Origin of the sequence: Leptolyngbya sp. NK1-12, from assembly GCF_032598965.1 — a bacterium.
In the GTDB taxonomy this organism is placed as follows: Bacteria; Cyanobacteriota; Cyanobacteriia; order Elainellales; family Elainellaceae; genus Elainella.
The window spans coordinates 615,560-631,949 of the sequence record NZ_CP053587.1 but is presented as its reverse complement, the minus strand read 5'-3'; the positions used below and the strand labels follow the sequence as shown (position 1 = coordinate 631,949).

At 44.3% G+C, this 16,390-nt stretch carries 16 protein-coding genes; 2 read left to right on the top strand and 14 right to left on the bottom strand.

Annotated elements, in window-relative coordinates; all coding sequences use genetic code 11:
• Positions 1-5: 5 nt before the first annotated feature.
• Positions 6-1,370, top strand: coding sequence for an FAD-dependent oxidoreductase (locus tag HJG54_RS30990; RefSeq protein WP_316436982.1), 1,365 nt, complete (start codon positions 6-8; stop codon positions 1,368-1,370).
• Between the two features lie 20 nt (positions 1,371-1,390).
• Here the strand turns inward: HJG54_RS30990 and HJG54_RS30985 are convergent, their stop codons facing one another.
• On the bottom strand, positions 1,391-2,083 hold the full coding sequence (locus HJG54_RS30985; protein WP_316436980.1) for a hypothetical protein: 693 nt from the start codon (positions 2,081-2,083) through the stop codon (positions 1,391-1,393).
• A gap of 685 nt (positions 2,084-2,768) precedes the next feature.
• Here HJG54_RS30985 and HJG54_RS30980 point away from each other — a divergent pair.
• The gene (locus HJG54_RS30980; RefSeq protein ID WP_316436979.1) at positions 2,769-3,056 is read left to right on the top strand and encodes a hypothetical protein; all 288 of its coding nucleotides are present in this window, start codon (positions 2,769-2,771) and stop codon (positions 3,054-3,056) included.
• Positions 3,057-3,217: 161 nt separating this feature from the next.
• On the opposite strand, the gene HJG54_RS30975 is transcribed toward HJG54_RS30980, so the two are convergent.
• The 13 genes from HJG54_RS30975 to HJG54_RS30915 all read right to left on the bottom strand — a co-directional run bounded on the left by HJG54_RS30975 (position 3,218) and on the right by HJG54_RS30915 (position 16,375).
• Positions 3,218-3,376, bottom strand: coding sequence for a hypothetical protein (locus HJG54_RS30975; RefSeq protein WP_316436978.1), 159 nt, complete (start codon positions 3,374-3,376; stop codon positions 3,218-3,220).
• A 212-nt stretch (positions 3,377-3,588) separates the two neighbouring features.
• Positions 3,589-4,197, bottom strand: a complete 609-nt coding sequence (locus HJG54_RS30970; protein WP_316436977.1) for a YdcF family protein — start codon at positions 4,195-4,197, stop codon at positions 3,589-3,591.
• Between the two features lie 20 nt (positions 4,198-4,217).
• A complete protein-coding gene (locus HJG54_RS30965; RefSeq protein ID WP_316436976.1) occupies positions 4,218-5,003 on the bottom strand; it encodes a glycosyltransferase family 2 protein in 786 nt (261 codons plus the stop codon).
• A 38-nt stretch (positions 5,004-5,041) separates the two neighbouring features.
• Positions 5,042-6,256: a glycosyltransferase gene (locus HJG54_RS30960; RefSeq protein WP_316436975.1), complete on the bottom strand. Its 1,215-nt coding sequence runs from the start codon at positions 6,254-6,256 to the stop codon at positions 5,042-5,044.
• Between the two features lie 45 nt (positions 6,257-6,301).
• Positions 6,302-7,477 (bottom strand): glycosyltransferase, encoded by a 1,176-nt coding sequence (locus HJG54_RS30955; RefSeq protein ID WP_316436974.1) that lies wholly within the window; start codon positions 7,475-7,477, stop codon positions 6,302-6,304.
• The gene (locus HJG54_RS30950) at positions 7,477-8,655 is read right to left on the bottom strand and encodes a glycosyltransferase family 4 protein (RefSeq protein ID WP_316436973.1); all 1,179 of its coding nucleotides are present in this window, start codon (positions 8,653-8,655) and stop codon (positions 7,477-7,479) included. The genes HJG54_RS30955 and HJG54_RS30950 overlap by 1 nt, the downstream gene beginning before the upstream one ends.
• A gap of 9 nt (positions 8,656-8,664) precedes the next feature.
• Complete coding sequence (locus tag HJG54_RS30945) at positions 8,665-10,164, bottom strand: hypothetical protein (protein WP_316436971.1); 1,500 nt, start codon at positions 10,162-10,164, stop codon at positions 8,665-8,667.
• Positions 10,161-11,420, bottom strand: coding sequence for a glycosyltransferase (locus HJG54_RS30940; protein WP_420717433.1), 1,260 nt, complete (start codon positions 11,418-11,420; stop codon positions 10,161-10,163). Before HJG54_RS30940 ends, HJG54_RS30945 begins: the two co-directional genes overlap by 4 nt.
• A 150-nt stretch (positions 11,421-11,570) precedes the next feature.
• The gene (locus tag HJG54_RS30935) at positions 11,571-12,620 is read right to left on the bottom strand and encodes a glycosyltransferase (RefSeq protein ID WP_316436969.1); all 1,050 of its coding nucleotides are present in this window, start codon (positions 12,618-12,620) and stop codon (positions 11,571-11,573) included.
• Positions 12,621-12,624: 4 nt separating this feature from the next.
• Positions 12,625-13,698: an acyltransferase family protein gene (locus tag HJG54_RS30930; RefSeq protein WP_316436967.1), complete on the bottom strand. Its 1,074-nt coding sequence runs from the start codon at positions 13,696-13,698 to the stop codon at positions 12,625-12,627.
• 20 nt (positions 13,699-13,718) lie between these two features.
• A complete protein-coding gene (locus HJG54_RS30925) occupies positions 13,719-14,606 on the bottom strand; it encodes an FkbM family methyltransferase (RefSeq protein ID WP_316436966.1) in 888 nt (295 codons plus the stop codon).
• Positions 14,603-15,643, bottom strand: coding sequence for an exostosin domain-containing protein (locus tag HJG54_RS30920; protein ID WP_316436965.1), 1,041 nt, complete (start codon positions 15,641-15,643; stop codon positions 14,603-14,605). The genes HJG54_RS30925 and HJG54_RS30920 overlap by 4 nt, the downstream gene beginning before the upstream one ends.
• Before the next feature lie 21 nt (positions 15,644-15,664).
• A complete protein-coding gene (locus tag HJG54_RS30915) occupies positions 15,665-16,375 on the bottom strand; it encodes an FkbM family methyltransferase (RefSeq protein ID WP_316436963.1) in 711 nt (236 codons plus the stop codon).
• Between the last annotated feature and the right edge of the window lie 15 nt (positions 16,376-16,390).

Sequence of the window (16,390 nt, the reverse complement as noted above, 5' to 3'; positions counted from 1 at the left end):
TTAGCATGACTAATACGACAACTGACCGCATGACAGATCGCATGTATGACGTAGTGATTATCGGTGGTGGGGTAGCCGGTGCGGCGTTGCTTTATGCGCTAGCAACCTTCACCGATTTGAAGCGAGTGGCGCTAGTAGAAAAGTATTCCCAAGTTGCGTCAGTTAATTCTAAAGCCACGAACAATAGCCAAACGATTCACTGTGGTGACATTGAAACCAACTACAGCCTCGAGAAGGCGCTGAAGGTGCGTCGCTCGGCTCAGATGTTAGTACGCTATGCTGAACAGTTGTCCCCAACTCAGCGAGACCAGATTATCTACCGCTTTCCCAAAATGGTGCTGGGTGTTGGTGCTCAGGAGTGTGAGTTCCTACGGCAGCGCTACGAAACCTTTAAGCCCCATTTTGCGGGTATGCAGCTTTTAGACAAGGCCGAAATTGCAACCGTAGAACCCAGTGTAGTCAAAATAAATGGACAAGACCGACCGGAAGAATTAGTCGCTCTTGCAGTGCTGAATGAATATACGGCGATTAACTACGGTACATTAGCCCAATCGTTTATTGAACAGGCACGAACTAGCGACAAAACTGTAGATTTGAAATTGGGCTATCCGGTGCAGATGATTGAGCCAATAGGCGAGAACTACCGAGTTACAACCGCTGCAGAAACAATGCTGGCTCGGTTCGTGGTGGTATCGGCAGGAGGCCATAGTCTGCTGTTTGCTCACCGCATGGGCATCGGCTTGGAGTATTCCTGTCTACCAATTGCAGGCAATTTCTACTTCACGCCCCAAGTGCTCAACGGTAAGGTCTACACCGTACAGAACGATAAACTGCCCTTTGCGGCAATTCACGGTGATCCAGACATCACAATGCCCAATAAAACTCGCTTTGGTCCGACAGCACTGCCCTTACCGCTACTAGAGCGTCATAATCTACAAACGCTGATTGATTATCTAGAAGTGCTGAAGCTCGACCAGACCGTGACGGGTGTTCTGTGGGATTTGTTTAAGGTGCGCGATATTCGCAATTATATTTTCAAAAATATTGCCTTCGAGATGCCGGTCGTGAATCGACGTTTGTTCCTAAACGATGCTCGCAAGATTGTGCCGTCATTGCAGCTAGAAGATCTGGAATTTGCCCAAGGTGTAGGCGGTGTGCGTCCCCAATTGATTGATCGAACTCAACGCAAATTGATCTTAGGACAGGCCGAGATCGATCCCGGCAATGGAATTCGCTTCAATATTACGCCTTCACCCGGAGCAACTACCTGCTTGGGCAATGCCGAACAGGATATCTTGCGGATTCAGCAGCACTTGGGCTGTAAATTCGACCGCACCTGGTTTGAAGCGGAGTCAATCGCTGTATCTTGAACTGGGTTTCCAACTGGGGCTTAAACGGGGCTAACCGCTCGTTCGGGCTGGAGAAACCGTGAGTTGACTAGATTATGGTAGGTTTCAAGGTAAGTTGGCCAACGATCAATCGCTTGGTTCAGCTCTTGCAATCGCCCGCTCGGGGTGCTGTTTTGGAGCAGATGGTCGAAATTGGCGGCAAACAGGATAGCCGGTTGTTCCTCTCGTTCAGAGATCTGCCAGTTGACCTCTGCGATGTCTAAATTGAGCTGCGCCTGCTTCAGGGTATAACTCAAGCGAAACGTCGCCCGTGGAGCTGTTTCTCCGAAGCTATGCCAAGGGCCAGGAGCCAGCAGCGTGTTTGTCAGGTAGTGGTGGACTGTTTCTCCCATCAAGTTAGCAAACCCAGTGAAGTTGATGCCGACAGCTTGATAATTAGCCTGGGGCAGAGCATGGGTATATTTCTGAGCGATGGTTGCAAGCGTTACTTCTTTGGGGTCTGTAGCTACTAAAGCTTCGACAAACAGCAACCGGTTGGCTTGAGCCAAGATGCTAACCCCAGATTGAAACACAACCTGAGAAGCCATTGCGGACAAAACCGGCTGCCGAGATAATTCCCAATCGGCTGGAATAATACCGCCGTATTTCAAAAAATCTGCGGTTAGCAACAGTGGATTGAACGAATCGGCAACAATTGCGATTGCTATCTCTTTAATGTTTAAGACTGAATTCATTTTTTACTATTGTTCGGATTGACATGATTTGGGTTTGATGAGTCTTCAGGTTTTGCCGCCAATTTCTCTGCATCTTCACTTTTTAATTTACCATCAAGCAGATCATCTGCTCGACGCCACACTAGCTACGACCACTCGACTGGTTGTTTGCTAATAACAAACTTGTTCTTCTGCTGTCACTATTACCTTGACTATTACCTGACTGTTAGCATTGAGAATTAGCTTTTAGGCTCATTAGCTAATACAAGCTAATACATCAGAGGAGTAACTATTTTGCCATCCGTTAAACTTTATCTATCACAACTTGCTACCCTGTCTTACTGCTTTAGGCTGGCTGTTTCAGGTTGCTGTTTCAGATTGGTGTTGCCCCTGCTGGCACTGTTCGCATCTAATTGCCGCTTCGGTAGAATCACCCAAGTTGTTCCCTCGATCCAAACATACCCACCAATTAAGAGCAAGAGCGCTGCTGCCATTTCATCAGATCTTCAAGAAGTGGCCATTGGCAGGCATTACAAATTACAGATTCAAACTACAAATTAGTTTTGATTGTCTGCCCAGGATCGCTCAAGTTGACTAGAATAAAGACTGGACTATCGTTCCTTCTACAAATTTTTGTGGAGAAACCAGAACACAATAGTTCAATAGTTCAATAGTCCGTTGTCTCCGTTTCGTGCCGAGGTGTGCTTTGACAACCACAATTCAGGAAACCTTCCTTGAACTCGACTGGGGTGATGAGGAACAAGCCCGGCAAGCTCGTGCGGCGCGCGCTGCTCAATTGCAAGAGGAAGGCTATATGTGCACTTACCAGAATCTCTATACGGTGTATGGCTATCGAGTCTTTCTCCTGGAAGCCACCAAACTCGAATCCATTGAGGAGCCGTCTTCTATACCACAGTCATCATCGTCAAAAACAAAAGATCGCCCGGTCTTACGTTCGCGACGCAATCACCTGCCTAGCTTTGAGGAACGCTAGAGGGCTTGATGTTGATGTCTCCTGAAAAATTCAGCTCTCAAGGCTGATTCGGATCGATGCCAAGTTCCCGCAATTTGGCAGCAAGACGATCGGCGCGTTGACGTTCTTCTTCAGCGCGTTGACGCTCTTGCTCCGCTAGTTCTTTATCAGTCGGTAGCAGTTCACCATCTAACGTTGCCCAGCGTAGCCCGGACCTGATCGGGGCTGAAATAAACAAACATGTTGCCTCCGACAAACCCCTGCTTTTGGTTGGCAATCAACCAGTTCATATAAGCATCCACCAGGATATCCATTTGCAGCTTGTGACGCAGGGTTTCCATCGGAATGTCATCATCGAAGGTAAATCATCGTAAGGTAAATCGTCCTGAGTCGGGGCATAGATCTGCCACTCAGCCTCAGGCTCTGCTGTGAATTGTTCTGCAAACTGTTCTGCTTCCAAGACGGGATCTGGCATAGTTAGCAGCTTCCTAAATACCGCAGAGGTTGTTCCTATTGTAGTTGATGAGGCCATGCTTGGAATGAAGGTGCAGAATTACGAATTATCCAAGATCTCGTTGGGTAGAAACAATAGTTGTTGCCTGAGGCTTGCTCCGGTTCTTCCAGTTAAGAGCCAAACAATGGATCGGCATACATCCCGCGCAATCTGAATCACTGGCTCCTGTGGTTCATTGGTCCCAACTGCAACGGGTGTGAAAGCAATTCCCTGGCTCCCCAGGACGACTGTAGCAATTGCCTGAGCACGGGGCATGTGAAAGTCAGATGTTACTAAAAAAACATGCTGAATCTGATGTTGCTTCAACTCAGGAACCAACGTTGTGAAATTGGTGACGGTGTCGGTTGCCCGATAGTCAAGGTGGAGCCGTGTCGTAGACACGCTAGCCGATTGAAAGATAGCGTAAATATCCTGAGGAGATCTACCACTTGAGACCCAAATCATTAAACTAGGGTAATGTTGTGCTAACTGGGCTGCTGCCTCTTCTCGTCCAGTTCCTCCCCCTAACACTAAAACAGCCTCTGGTTGTGGGGCTAGATGCCTAGCAATCATCAATCGCGACGGAATTATGCTCAGCCCAATTAGAGCGATGATTATGATCCAGATTGTTCCCAATGGCGGATGCTGACGCGACAGTTTACCTAGCATGCTATCTTTTCAGTTTTAATCTAGTATCTTGTTTCTGTGTATTTCTGTTGTTCTGCTTCAATTAAGCGAACTGACAGTAGAACTTCAGCTAGCAGCCGTTGAAAAGCATAATACCAACCATGCCAGCCGTCTAAAATTCCTCCTTTGAAAATTAGGCAGTAAAACAAAATAATGAATGGAGCTAGCACTTTTTGCTTGCGGATGCGATCGCCCCAGCTCAATTTATGCACTGGTGTAGCTTGCAGCTTTTCTACCTCAATCAGCATATAGCGATCTTGTGCCCAAAGCCAGCGACTCAGCGGTTTGCGATCATCATGATAGATTGGATGAAATAATGTACCAGACTGTCCATCGACTTGTACAAGCTGGGTATGTCCATCATCAACAAAAGTGGCTCGATTTTTACGGAAAAGAGCTTGCCGCGGAGGAAGGATTGTTCCCCGTAGAGGTTTTCCAAACACACAGTACTTAAATCTAATGAAATAACCATCAGTAGATATATCTTCTGGTAAGCTGATTAGTTCAGTAACCAACTCATCAGATAGAACATAATCTGCATCTAATGACAGCACCCACTCCGATTCAATTTGTTCTAAACCATAGTTCCACTGGGTCGCATGGGTGTCGAAGTTGCGCTTGAATAGCTTGACCTGTGGATATGCAGCAGCAATTTCTATGGTTGCATCTGTGCTAAAGCTATCGATTATAATAATCTGCTTTGCCCAAAGTAGTTTCTGAAGAGTACGATCGAGGTTAGGAGCTTCATTGAACGTGAGGATCAGGGGGGTAATTCTTTCTAGGAGCATAGGTTTTTCTAAGAATGGAAACGCTGATCCTAATTGAGCTAGTGTGAGACAATAGAAATTGATTTTGGTTCAACTATGGTTTGATAAATTTGAATCAAACGAGTAGCTATTTTGCTCCAATTGTAATGCTCCCGAACGAATTGAAAAGCATGTTGCCCCATTAGGTTTCCTCGTTTTTGATCAGTTAAATACGTCTCAAGTGTAGAAGTGATATCAGATATAGCGAGCTGAGATATGTACCCTAGTTGGTATCGCTCAATTTCCGCAGCCAAAGCTACCCCTGGAGTAGCCAAAACAGGCAGGCCAGATGCCATTGCTTCCAGCACAGCAATGCCAAAATTTTCTGAGTGAGAAGTCAGAACAAATAAATCTGAACCTTGTAATAATAGATTTTTTATCTCGCCTTCAACAAAACCGGTTAACCGGGTGCGGTTGTAAATTCCGTTGGAAATTAGTAAGGATTTAACATAAGCTTCATAGCTTGGTTCACCACTACCAGCCAGCACGAATGTAAACCGATGATGTGCTAGTTGACCAAGCGCAGGAATTAGATAATCTAGTCCTTTCTTGGGATGTAAGCGAGAGAGAAATAAAATAATGGGTTCATCTGGTGAAAGATTTAGGTGGAGGCGTATACGTTGCCGCGCATCCGGAATTCTGTTGGAAAAAGAGAAACCCAAAGGCAGAATAAAGCTGGAAGCTTTCACATTTAGTTTCAAAAGTTCAAGATGTTCTTGCTCTGATGTTAGATGCAAAAATCGGCTGTGGTCGAGATTAGCCTTTTCAATTAGATTCAGATAGAGTTGTTTTTTCTGCTTACCTTGTTTAAGTGACCATTCACAAAGTTGTCCAATAGGTCTAATAATGTAAGGAATACCCTGAAGACGAGCAATTGCCATTGCTATGGTCGAAGGGTAGGAGAAAATAGCATGAACATGAACTAAATCATATTGGGCTATATTTTCCCATAGCCATTTCGTCATCTGTGCTGAAAAAGAGAATTCCCGAATTGAGGCAATTCGAGGTGAAAAACGAGAGAAAAAACAAGTAGGAACTGTTTGGTTAGAGAATGGTAAAGGATGGCAGATTTGCTGCTCTAGAGGAACATTTAGTAAATCTGAGCCATGATCATTGGTTGTAACAATTTCTGTTGTTATGCCTTGTTGATTCAAAGCATGGACCATTTCCAATACGGCTTGGCTTGGTCCTCCTCTTACAGGAGAGACTGAGGGGATAACATGTAAAACTTTCATTTCTAAAAAATTGCTCAATAATGGGAGGCTTTGACAATTGGGAAGTCAGGGGTTAGACGATAACAATGAATTAGAAACAGTAAAGAAATCATTCAAGTGCTTAGTAAGGTTATCTCGAAATTGAGAAAAACCATAATGCTCAATCATACGTTGGCGAAGAATCTCGGGTTGGTATAAAGTTCTGTTCAAATGCTGGCCTTGTAGAATCTGAATCAAATTTTTAGCGATTTCCTCTGCATCATCAGGGTTAACTAAAACTCCCAGATCACCTTGGCAAAGTGCATCAATTGCCCCATCTTGATTGCCTCCTAAAACAGGTCTGCCGCAAGCTAGTGCTTCCAAATAAACAATTCCAAACCCTTCCAATTTACTGGGCATGGCAAAGACATTGCATACATTGTAGTAATCACAAAGCTCTTTGTCTGGTACAAACCCAGCCAGTGTTACAGAATCTTGTAAATTGAGTTGGGCAATATACCGTTCTAGACGAGCTTGATCGTCACCTTTTCCTACAATCAAATAATGAACATTAGGAATGAATTGGCGAATCATTGGTAAGGCTTCTAAAACTTTGTCATAACCTCGATACGATTCTGTACTACACAAACGACTGACAGTGAGAATAATTGGCTGCTCTGGAGTCAACCCATATTTTTGCAGTAAATGATTTGGTTTCGCAGCGATCTGAAAACGTGTGGTATCTACCGTATTTGGAAGCAGAGAGATCTGAGTTGGATCAAGCTTTTGTTCATCTAACAGACGATTGCGCGTATACTGACTAACTGCAAGAATGCACTCAGCGCTGTGTAAAGCGTTTTTTATGGCTGAACGTTGAATGTCCCAAGCTTCCACACCATGAGCAATAGTCCAAAAAGGAATGCCCAACAACCGCTTCAGCCAGTGGGCAACGGGTGTAAAGTTGAGATGAGTAGTAATAATCAAGTCAGGACGGTGCCTGATAGTTTGTCCTATGAGCTGAGCAGCAAAGACAGGATTGCGAATTGAGCTGGGGTATTGACCGGCAAAATGAAATTGAGTACCGGGTAGATAAGGGACATGAGGAGAAGTATCAATATCGTGCATTAAGAAAATGTCATAACTTGCCTGTGGATAAAGATCCTGTAGCGCTTGCAAGAAATAAGCAGAGTAAACTTGGATGCCTCCCTTGAAATTAAATAGGTTAGGGCACCAGAGATGAAAACGAGGAGATCGGGACACCATTAGAACTTCTCTTGCAATGAGTTGAGGGCTTGTAACAAACCTTGTGTAGCTTGCGCATAGCTATAGCGAGAAATAATATGACGACTCTGGTCGCCCCATCTTTTTAAGCGCTTTGGATCAGTAAAGGCAACCCGTAACGCGTCAGTCAGAGCTGAAATATTACCAGCCGGAAAAACCAACCCGTTTTCGTGTGGATGTACTAAATCTTGTGCACAGCCGACATGGTTGCTGACAATTACTGGCCGAGCCAAACACATCGCTTCATTGATGGACAACCCCCAAGTTTCTTGTGATCCATAACTCGGAAGTACTACAACATCGGCAATCGCATAGGTGCGAGGCATTAGGGATTGATTTTGGAACGGGGCAAAGTAGATATGGGAATGCCCTGTAGCAGCAGATTTGAGTTCAGCTTCTAGCGACCCAGAACCAACGAAGAGTAGAGAGACCTGGGGCAATTGGGCTTTTAAGAAAGCTTGCAGCAAGTCTAACGGTCGCTTTTTGGCTTCAAATTTACCGGCAAATAAGATAACTTGGTGCTCGGCAGGAATCCCTAGTTCCTGCTTCCAGATTTTTGCCTGTTCGCTTGCAGTGGCAGCTTGTGCATAGAACCGCTCGTTATCAATTGCATGGGGAGAAAAGAACAATTTCTCAGGTGGCACATGATGGTAGCGGAAGTAGCCATAATTGGCTTTACCAACATAGAGGAAGGCAGCAAAGCGCCGATAGATTGTGGAGATAACCTGCCGCCGCATCCACTCCTTGATGCCCTTGTTTGGCAGCAGATGGTGAGAGTCGCCTCGAAACAATAGCGGAGCTTTACGATGATTCCATCTCCAAATAAACTGATAAAGACTTGCATAATTGTAGTTCATTAGCCAGACCGCCGCAGGTTGATAAGCGTGAACCTGAGCGACTAATGACGGATTTTGCAGCCCCCAAAAATGATGCGTCCCTGGATTAGAGCTAGTATTTAGCACAAATTCATAGTTATATCCATCTAGCAAAGGAATATCCCATTGAAATGACTTTTGAAACTTAATATCTACTTGTTGAGTAATGCCAAAATCCCAAAGATAGAATACTTTAATATCTAAATCTTTGGTACAGGCTAGATAGCGAAACCAAGGAGCGTAGTACTGAATTGGGTGAGATGTAATAATTGCTAATCTTTGCATACAATAAATTTACCTTCTATAAGCCATCATGGGTAAATCCATTGTGGAATAAGACCGCATCAAAACGAAGACAATCCCACCCAGTACTGTGCTAGTCTGATACAGTGCTGCAACATACACTCCGGCTGTCCATTCAGTTTGCAGCGCAAAAGTCATCATGATGACTGAAAACAGTGATTGCGCAGACAAAATTGGTGCATTCAGGCTCCATCGAGTAACCTTTCCATAAGCCCATCCCAGCACAACTGCTAGTCCGGCACAGCCGAGTACGCCAAAATTTCCATAGGACTCAGCAAGTAATCCCCAACTGATACTAGTTGTAAAAGTTTTCTCATAGGTCTGTAACCCATAATGAACGCTTAAAATATGTGTACCTTCGGTTGTGCGAATTTTACTAGGGTTCAGCACTCGCGGAATTACAACTTGTGGCAGAATAGCATAGGTTTTTCCATATAAGTAAGGAACAGTTTCAGGACTCTTACTTTGAGCCAAAAGCAACATCTGAATCACGCTAGAGCGCACTAAAAATGACTCTTTCTCTTCAGACTTGGATAGCTCTTCCTCCTGTCTGCCAAAATATTCTAAGCTGTAACCTGCCCATTCGCTGTACCAGGCAGGATAATCCCAAGGCTGTAATTTTGGTATTCCTTGCCCTCCCCAGTATTTACTTCTCATTTCTGCCTTGCCATAGTGCAAAAACGAGAGGCAGATCAACATTAGAACGATGGGCAAAATAGGAACTTTTTTACGGCCAATCACAAAGGCAATGGTTGAAATTAGAAAGGTTGAAGATGCACCGATCAATAAAAGCCCACTCGCGCTTGTAAGCATGTAAGAAACTAGCAAAATAATGAAAAGGCGAGATTGCTGTTTTGTCAATTCTTGAGTACCTGTTCGATAGGCAAGCACAAAACTCGCAAGCGCCGTTAATCCTAAAACAGCGTTGCGAATTGTGCCTAGAAGACCACCCGATAATTGCAGCCATCCACCATTAGCAGACAGGTTGAATAGAACCGCCGTTGCTAACATCATTAGAAAAAATCTATCGCCTTTGTGCTCATCCAAGGCCCGATAAACCGGAGGTAAAGGAGATGGTGACTTGACAAACTGAAACCATACCCAGGTTCCCAGTAGCAGAAAACCTGATGTAGTTAATGCAGCAGACAATTGGCTTTCTGGTGAATAAGTGATCACTTTTGGGTGATTGATCACGAGCGGTAAGCCGTAGGTCCAAATATAGGTCAACGCAAAAAAGGGAAAGATCGGCATTCCTTGTGCTTGTCCAGAACACCACAGGTATCCAGGTAACAATGCAGAGACTGTGATCAGAACAGCTCCAATATTGCTCAAAGAAGACCCCGTTCTAGCCCAAAACAGCTCATAACCAATCAGGGATAGAGCAACGATCCAAAAAGCACCCAGCAGTTGTCGCTGCTTTTGCCGAGACAGATCAAATAGAAGATTAGGTAGAAGCGGATGGGGATGGCCTGGTTGTTGCTGAAACATCATGCGTGATACGAGTAGAGCACTGGCTGAGCGACAGATTGATCAAAAATTTGGCGTAGTTTGGCTGTCATTCTGAAAGCGGTATAAGGCTCGAAGGCTGTCCAGTTTGTTGGAGGCTGCCACCCTTTTGAATAGGTCAATAAGTTGCGTAATTCCCTGATGATCGAGGCTGTTAGATCCTGAGGCTTACTGTTTGAGGCAAAAGTAATCGCTTGTCCTGCGTGGCAATGGCGCAAGATATCCACAACTGAGCTTTGTTGATGAAAAATGGCTAGAATCGGTTTTTGAGCTAATATGCAAGGATAGAGCTTAGAAGCAGTGTAACCTGCGTCGCTAGAACCAATCAGTAGAATTGCGTCACTTTCTGCTAGAACTTGTAAAGCTTCGAAATAAGGAATACGCTGAGGATGTTCGGTGACGAGATCTGCAATGCCAAATTCTTGAGCAATCGGCTCTACGGTTTTAGTTGCTAGTTCTTTTGGAGCATAGCTAGTACCCACAAAGTGAAGCTGAACCGTCTGCCAAGTCTCAGGATTTTGGCAACGATCCGCTTGAATCGCTGAAAAGAGCGAGCGCAATGCTAATGCCATATCCTCGCCGCCCCGACCGACATAAACCCAATGCCGTTTTCGATCATTGATATCAAAAATGCGCTGTTGGATTTGCAGCGATGGCAAAAGATCAAAATCAGTTTTAGGGGCGCCGAAGGGAAGCACAGTCAATTGACTAGAGTTGAGTGAGGGGTAACGGCGCTGGAGAATTTGGGGATAGGCAGGCGAAACGCTGATGATGTGGCTTGCTTGTATAACCACTTTAGGTTCGAGTAGCTTCGCTTGAAGTTGAGAAAATCCGTACTTGAAGCGCCCACCCGGAGGAGTAACTCCCGATTGTTTGTAATAGTCATTCAACCAAGGATCTTGAAAATCTAGAATATAAGGCACTCCAAACCGTTTTCGCCAGCGTGGACCAAGCGCCATTGAGGTGAAGACAGTATTTGAAAAGAAAACTAAATCAAACTTCTGTTGCTGAAGCAACCGATCGCCTGCTTGCAGTAAGTAGGGAAAACTGCGTAGTCCCAGGCTGCCTAGGCCAAGCTTTCTAGTTTGCTGAACGGGTAGAGCCTTGGTATAAGTGATGGGGATGTGGGATGGAATGGTTTTGCTGAGAAACGGATCTTCTATGCCTGCTTCAATGCAATCTGGTTGCACAGCAAGCACATGGGCTTCCCATCCAAATTGCTCTAAGTAAGGCAAAGCCATTCGCACGCGCTGATGATCTGCCGCATTGATAGGCGGAAAATGAGGACTGATGATAAGAACTCGCTGTCCCAATTCTCTACTCCGTTCTGATAACTTCCTACCCGTGCCTTCTACTGATACAAGGCTTGTACAGTAGGACCAGGAAAAAGATCAAACAGGCGCTAAAATAGGCCGATTTATCAAGTTTTGATAAAGCTGCTCATATTGATTCACAACTACTTCAGCCGAAAATTTCTTTTCAACTCGCTGGCGGCAATGATTTCGGTTTAGGTTGGGAAGTTGTTTGATCGCATCAACGGCTTCTGTAAGGTTATTCACTAGAAAACCATCTACACCTTGACGTACAATTTCTGGCAATGCTCCACGAGGGCAAGCAATAACCGGAGTTCCACAGGCTAATGCTTCTGCAAATACGATGCCAAAGGGTTCATCCCACTCGATGGGCACAATCATGGCGGCGGCTTGACCCAGCAACTCATTTTTCTGGATGTCATTCACTGGCCCCACATACTCAATGCCTGCGTTGCCAAGATGAGGAGCAATCTCCTCCTGCCAGTAACGGTTTCCCTCCTCAGTATTGACTTGGTTCCCAGCAATTAGCAAGCGACGACCCGCTTGGCGAGCAGCGGCAATAGCGGTATGAGCGCCTTTGATTCGCTCGATGCGGCTCAAGAATACGAGTGGAGCATCATCAGCAACCGTAGGTTGGAAGGTATACTTTTCCAATTCAACACAGTTATGGATCGGATGCCATATACCTCCAGCAGTCCGCCCGATCTGGCAGATATGTTCGCTACAACCCGTAAATACTAGAGAACCCTTTGCTAAACGATTGCCCCAACTTGTGGTGTAGAAACTTGGATTCCGCTGATAGGACATAATTTTAGGTAAACGCGAACCCAACAAAGGTAATAGGTACAGAATTCGAGAGAAGCTATGAATCAGATCAGGCTGAAATTTTTGTACTGCTGACCATAGCAAGAAAGTATTCTGCAGAGCATCAAACTTGTCTTGAGATCGCCGTCCAATCCAGGGAAAGAAAGCATCTACATCTACGGTAGATTCTGGATGTGCAATCAGCCCAACAGTATATCCGTGCGCTCTTAAACCTTTGATTAAGAGATCGACAATTCTTTCAATTCCACCGTAAAGTTGAGGAGGAACTGGCAATTCGGGATCAGCGGTCAAAAGTATCTTCATAGTTTTACAAGCTTACACTTCGGCGACGATACCGCCAATCATTAATCGGTTTTTCAACAAACCGGTAGAAAAGGCAACTTCCGATAATGGCTACGGCCCAACCTAAAACTTGCAGCAGAAGAAAAAGCGGGTCTTCTTCCGAAATGAAGCGAGAACCAAGATTGATGACACGTCCCTGAAGGGGAACATGCAGTAGGTACAAAGAATAAGACATCAAGCCAGTGAACTTGAGCCAATGCAATATTTTCATATCAGCTAAGGGCTTATCCAATTTATAGAGAAGATAGAGACCAAGGGCAAATAGGACACTGAACCATAGCCAATTACCAACTCCAATAAAATTCATCCCAAGGCTAACGGCACCTAGAATTAAAATAGAACCAATAGCAAAATAGTGGATGTATACTCTGTTTTGTGATTGTGCGAACAAAGCAGCAAATGCCAAAGCACCGCATAGAAACTCGCTCCATGCTGCCAAAGCACCGATCTGGGTGAATCCTGTTCCACCTAGGAGAATGGATATCACACCAAGAGTAAGGCCGATGAACACTGCCGTCTTAGTATTAGTACAACTCTCCGTAAAAAGAAGTATTGCAACAATTAGATAGAAACCGATTTCGACTACTAAAGACCAGTACACAATGACATAATATGAAACTCCTAGATAAGGTTGAATCAGCAATATATTGCCCAACCACCATTGCCAAGACGTTGAAATAAAATTTCCAATAGGAACGTTATTGAACGGCGAAGAAATTATATTTAGGATCAATGTTGCTAAGAGTGCTAGCCAGTAAATGGGAAATAAACGCCAGAAGCGATTTTGGAGAAAGTCCCAGGTATTTCCCTGCTTCAGCCTTAAGTTGTATACGCTAGCAGTAATGCAATATCCACTAATCACAAAGAAAAGATGAACACCTAGCCAACCAGGTGCAGCAATTGCCTTTAGCCCTTCTGCTAGAGGAGACAGGGCTTCATCGTAGGTAGTGCCAAATCCGTGAAATAGCATCACCCACAACGCGGCAATTCCTCGCCAGTGATCTAGCATTTGATACTGCGGGTTCCAAATCTTCATCATGAATATATTGATTTATATGCTCAGCTTTGCTTAGTTAAGAGATGGGCAATACGATGTGTGGCTGAGCGAGGAACTGCCAATAAGTTACAATTGCTGTCATGGGGATAAATCTCACGAATTGAGTGAGGATGTAAATATCCTTGTTCGCTAAAACCGTAAAATGTATAATCGAATTTTTGTTGAATTCTCAGCAGTAAATCTTTCGCACAATATCCCCAAGGTTCGCAAGCACTATCTAATGCCTCAACGACCAGTAAAGGGTGAAAATCATTGATAGTCTGAGTAGCACCGTCTAAGAACAGTAGTTCTGCGCCTTCTACGTCAACCTTGATTAAATCAATTCGACTTAATGCTTGCTGCTTCACATAATTATCTAAACGGATGGTCTCGACCGTGGTTGGCTTAAGTTTACCCCGACTTGATAATGAAGGTTTTATACTGCCTACCGACATAACACCATTGACAGGAATATAAAATTCCGTGTGTCCATCTGAGTTACTTAAAGCTAGAGTTTCGACTTTGACATTGTTGATTTGATTCAAGCGAAGATGATGCTGAATCCGGCGAGAATGGCTAGGAGTTGGTTCAAAGGCATAAACCTGTCCTGAAGAGGTTACTTTTCGTCCCGCAAGCACCGAGTAGATGCCATGATACGCTCCAACATCCAAGAACACCATGCCTGGCTTTAGAAATTTATTCAAAAATCTTAGCTCACGAACATCCCATCCCCAAAGATCAAAGTTAAATAGTCCCTTTTGGCGATCGAAGAAAGGAAGAACTTTGGACCAGCGGATCACAGTAGGCGTAGTAGATTCATCTGTGAGTCGATATCTAACTGGTAAATAGGGCAGTCGAGACATAGCAAAGCGAATTTTACAGTTCAGGTCCTGTATTTTCATAGCGGTCATTCATACCTCCGACATTGAGTAATCTGGAGAATCTGATCCATTGTTTGAAATTGTTCCAACATGCGCACAATGTTTTCACAGACAGCATCGAAGGTGAAAAATCTGTTGTATAATTTTTTAATACGCTGTTGTTTATCTCGAATGTCTGCTTCGGAATGACCTTTAACCAATTTAGGAATTTGATTCAGCTTATCAACATGTACACTAACTATAATTTGCGACCAATCCACCACATCTTGATAAGGAAGCCATTCCATATCATCCCAGATATAAATAGGAATTGAGCCAACACTTAGAGCCTCATATAATCGAAAGCTAGCTCGCCCTAAACCTCTTGGGCAAAGGGTAAAAATAGATTTCTCCATGACACTGCGCCAATGTGGTCCCTGCCCAAAGTACGCAAGATCCTTGAGCGCTTCGTACATTCTCTGACGGACACCACCACGATTACTGCTACCACCCAAATTTCCCATAAAGGAAACCAAGATTTCTTTGGAAGGGCAATCAAATGGCGGATTGCCCTTTACAAGGGGAATTGGAATGTCACCACCGCCATTAGCACTAAAGACAAGAACATTTTTAGGAAATTTGTGCCAGTCCCAGATAGGGAAATCATACATGCCAAGAATCGTAAAATATCCGCGGTCATCGTGAACATCCTGCAAAACCTGCTGCATTTGATTGTAAATATGCTCAAACTCTCGCGGTGTATATTTGTGAGTTTGGCTATGCAAGAAAAACCCATCAAAAAAAATAGGCAAATATGTCAAATGACTTTGAAGCCGATTTTTAACCCAGAATTTGTAAAAGTAATCTTCAATCCAGGGACCCTGATAATCACGATATTTATAGGGTGGTGGCTGTAGGCTGGGTGGAACAGTGATCATCGATTCGGCAGAGCGATTGCACAACTCTCGATCAAACTGCTGCAACCTCAAACGGTGCTTGATTCGTTGATACTGGAACTGAAGCAACCGTAAACGATGTTTGATGGGTTCTTTGGATAGTTTAAGCTGGAACTCGGTGGCATAATCCATAGTGATTAAAATTACTGGTAGCTAGGCAGCCCATCGCTTGTCTAATCGGAATGAGCTATTCCTGGGTACAAAGATCATATCTGCTTGCCACAATGCTCGATCGAGGGGACGGCGAGTCAATCCACAGATGTCATACGCCACCCAATCGCGCTGATCAAGCCAGGCAATTATGTTGGCTAACAGAGGCACATCCTTATGAATATCTAGTAAGTTTACTTCTGCTAAGATGACTTGAATATTTGATAGTGATTGCTCTGCTCCTTTGAGTACTTCTAGTTCATACCCCTGAACATCTAACTTAAGCAAGTCAGGGATACGACCATTTAGTTTACCCTGGACAACTTGATCAACTGTCTGCATTGGATGATACGTAACCGCAAAATCTTGGGAGATATGCTCCGCCAGGATCGAAGAGGCGGTTTCAGCTTCGTGTAATGCAACCTTCTCACGAGATTCAGATCCTAAAAGTGTTGGTAAAACCTGAATTCTAGTATGTTGTGATGCAAGGCGATTGAGCTGAGCAACTTGATTTTCTAGTACTTCAAAACAAGTGATGTGAGCATCTGGCCAGATATGCAAGCAGATTTGAGCAAAATCGCCTCGGTATGCTCCAACGTCAAAAATTTGTTGAGGTTGAAAACCTATATGAGAAAGTCTTTCAAGAGCAAGCGAAATTTCTGGTACATCGAGTTTACGAGTCAAATATTTACGGACTTTGCTTCTCAATTTCATAGATTCACAATCCTT

Bases quoted from the DNA above. Each gene is read 5' to 3' on its own strand.
- HJG54_RS30940 (WP_420717433.1), bottom strand. From the start codon at position 11,420: ATGGCTTTGCCTTACTTAGAGCAATTTGGATGGGAAGCCCATGTGCTT.
- HJG54_RS30970 (WP_316436977.1), bottom strand. From the start codon at position 4,197: ATGCTAGGTAAACTGTCGCGTCAGCATCCGCCATTGGGAACAATCTGG.
- HJG54_RS30965 (WP_316436976.1), bottom strand. From the start codon at position 5,003: ATGCTCCTAGAAAGAATTACCCCCCTGATCCTCACGTTCAATGAAGCT.
- HJG54_RS30975 (WP_316436978.1), bottom strand. From the start codon at position 3,376: ATGGAAACCCTGCGTCACAAGCTGCAAATGGATATCCTGGTGGATGCT.
- HJG54_RS30935 (WP_316436969.1), bottom strand. From the start codon at position 12,620: ATGAAGATACTTTTGACCGCTGATCCCGAATTGCCAGTTCCTCCTCAA.
- HJG54_RS30915 (WP_316436963.1), bottom strand. From the start codon at position 16,375: ATGAAATTGAGAAGCAAAGTCCGTAAATATTTGACTCGTAAACTCGAT.
- HJG54_RS30945 (WP_316436971.1), bottom strand. From the start codon at position 10,164: ATGATGTTTCAGCAACAACCAGGCCATCCCCATCCGCTTCTACCTAAT.
- HJG54_RS30990 (WP_316436982.1), top strand. From the start codon at position 6: ATGACTAATACGACAACTGACCGCATGACAGATCGCATGTATGACGTA.
- HJG54_RS30950 (WP_316436973.1), bottom strand. From the start codon at position 8,655: ATGCAAAGATTAGCAATTATTACATCTCACCCAATTCAGTACTACGCT.
- HJG54_RS30955 (WP_316436974.1), bottom strand. From the start codon at position 7,477: ATGGTGTCCCGATCTCCTCGTTTTCATCTCTGGTGCCCTAACCTATTT.
- HJG54_RS30960 (WP_316436975.1), bottom strand. From the start codon at position 6,256: ATGAAAGTTTTACATGTTATCCCCTCAGTCTCTCCTGTAAGAGGAGGA.
- HJG54_RS30920 (WP_316436965.1), bottom strand. From the start codon at position 15,643: ATGGATTATGCCACCGAGTTCCAGCTTAAACTATCCAAAGAACCCATC.
- HJG54_RS30925 (WP_316436966.1), bottom strand. From the start codon at position 14,606: ATGACCGCTATGAAAATACAGGACCTGAACTGTAAAATTCGCTTTGCT.
- HJG54_RS30930 (WP_316436967.1), bottom strand. From the start codon at position 13,698: ATGATGAAGATTTGGAACCCGCAGTATCAAATGCTAGATCACTGGCGA.
- HJG54_RS30985 (WP_316436980.1), bottom strand. From the start codon at position 2,083: ATGAATTCAGTCTTAAACATTAAAGAGATAGCAATCGCAATTGTTGCC.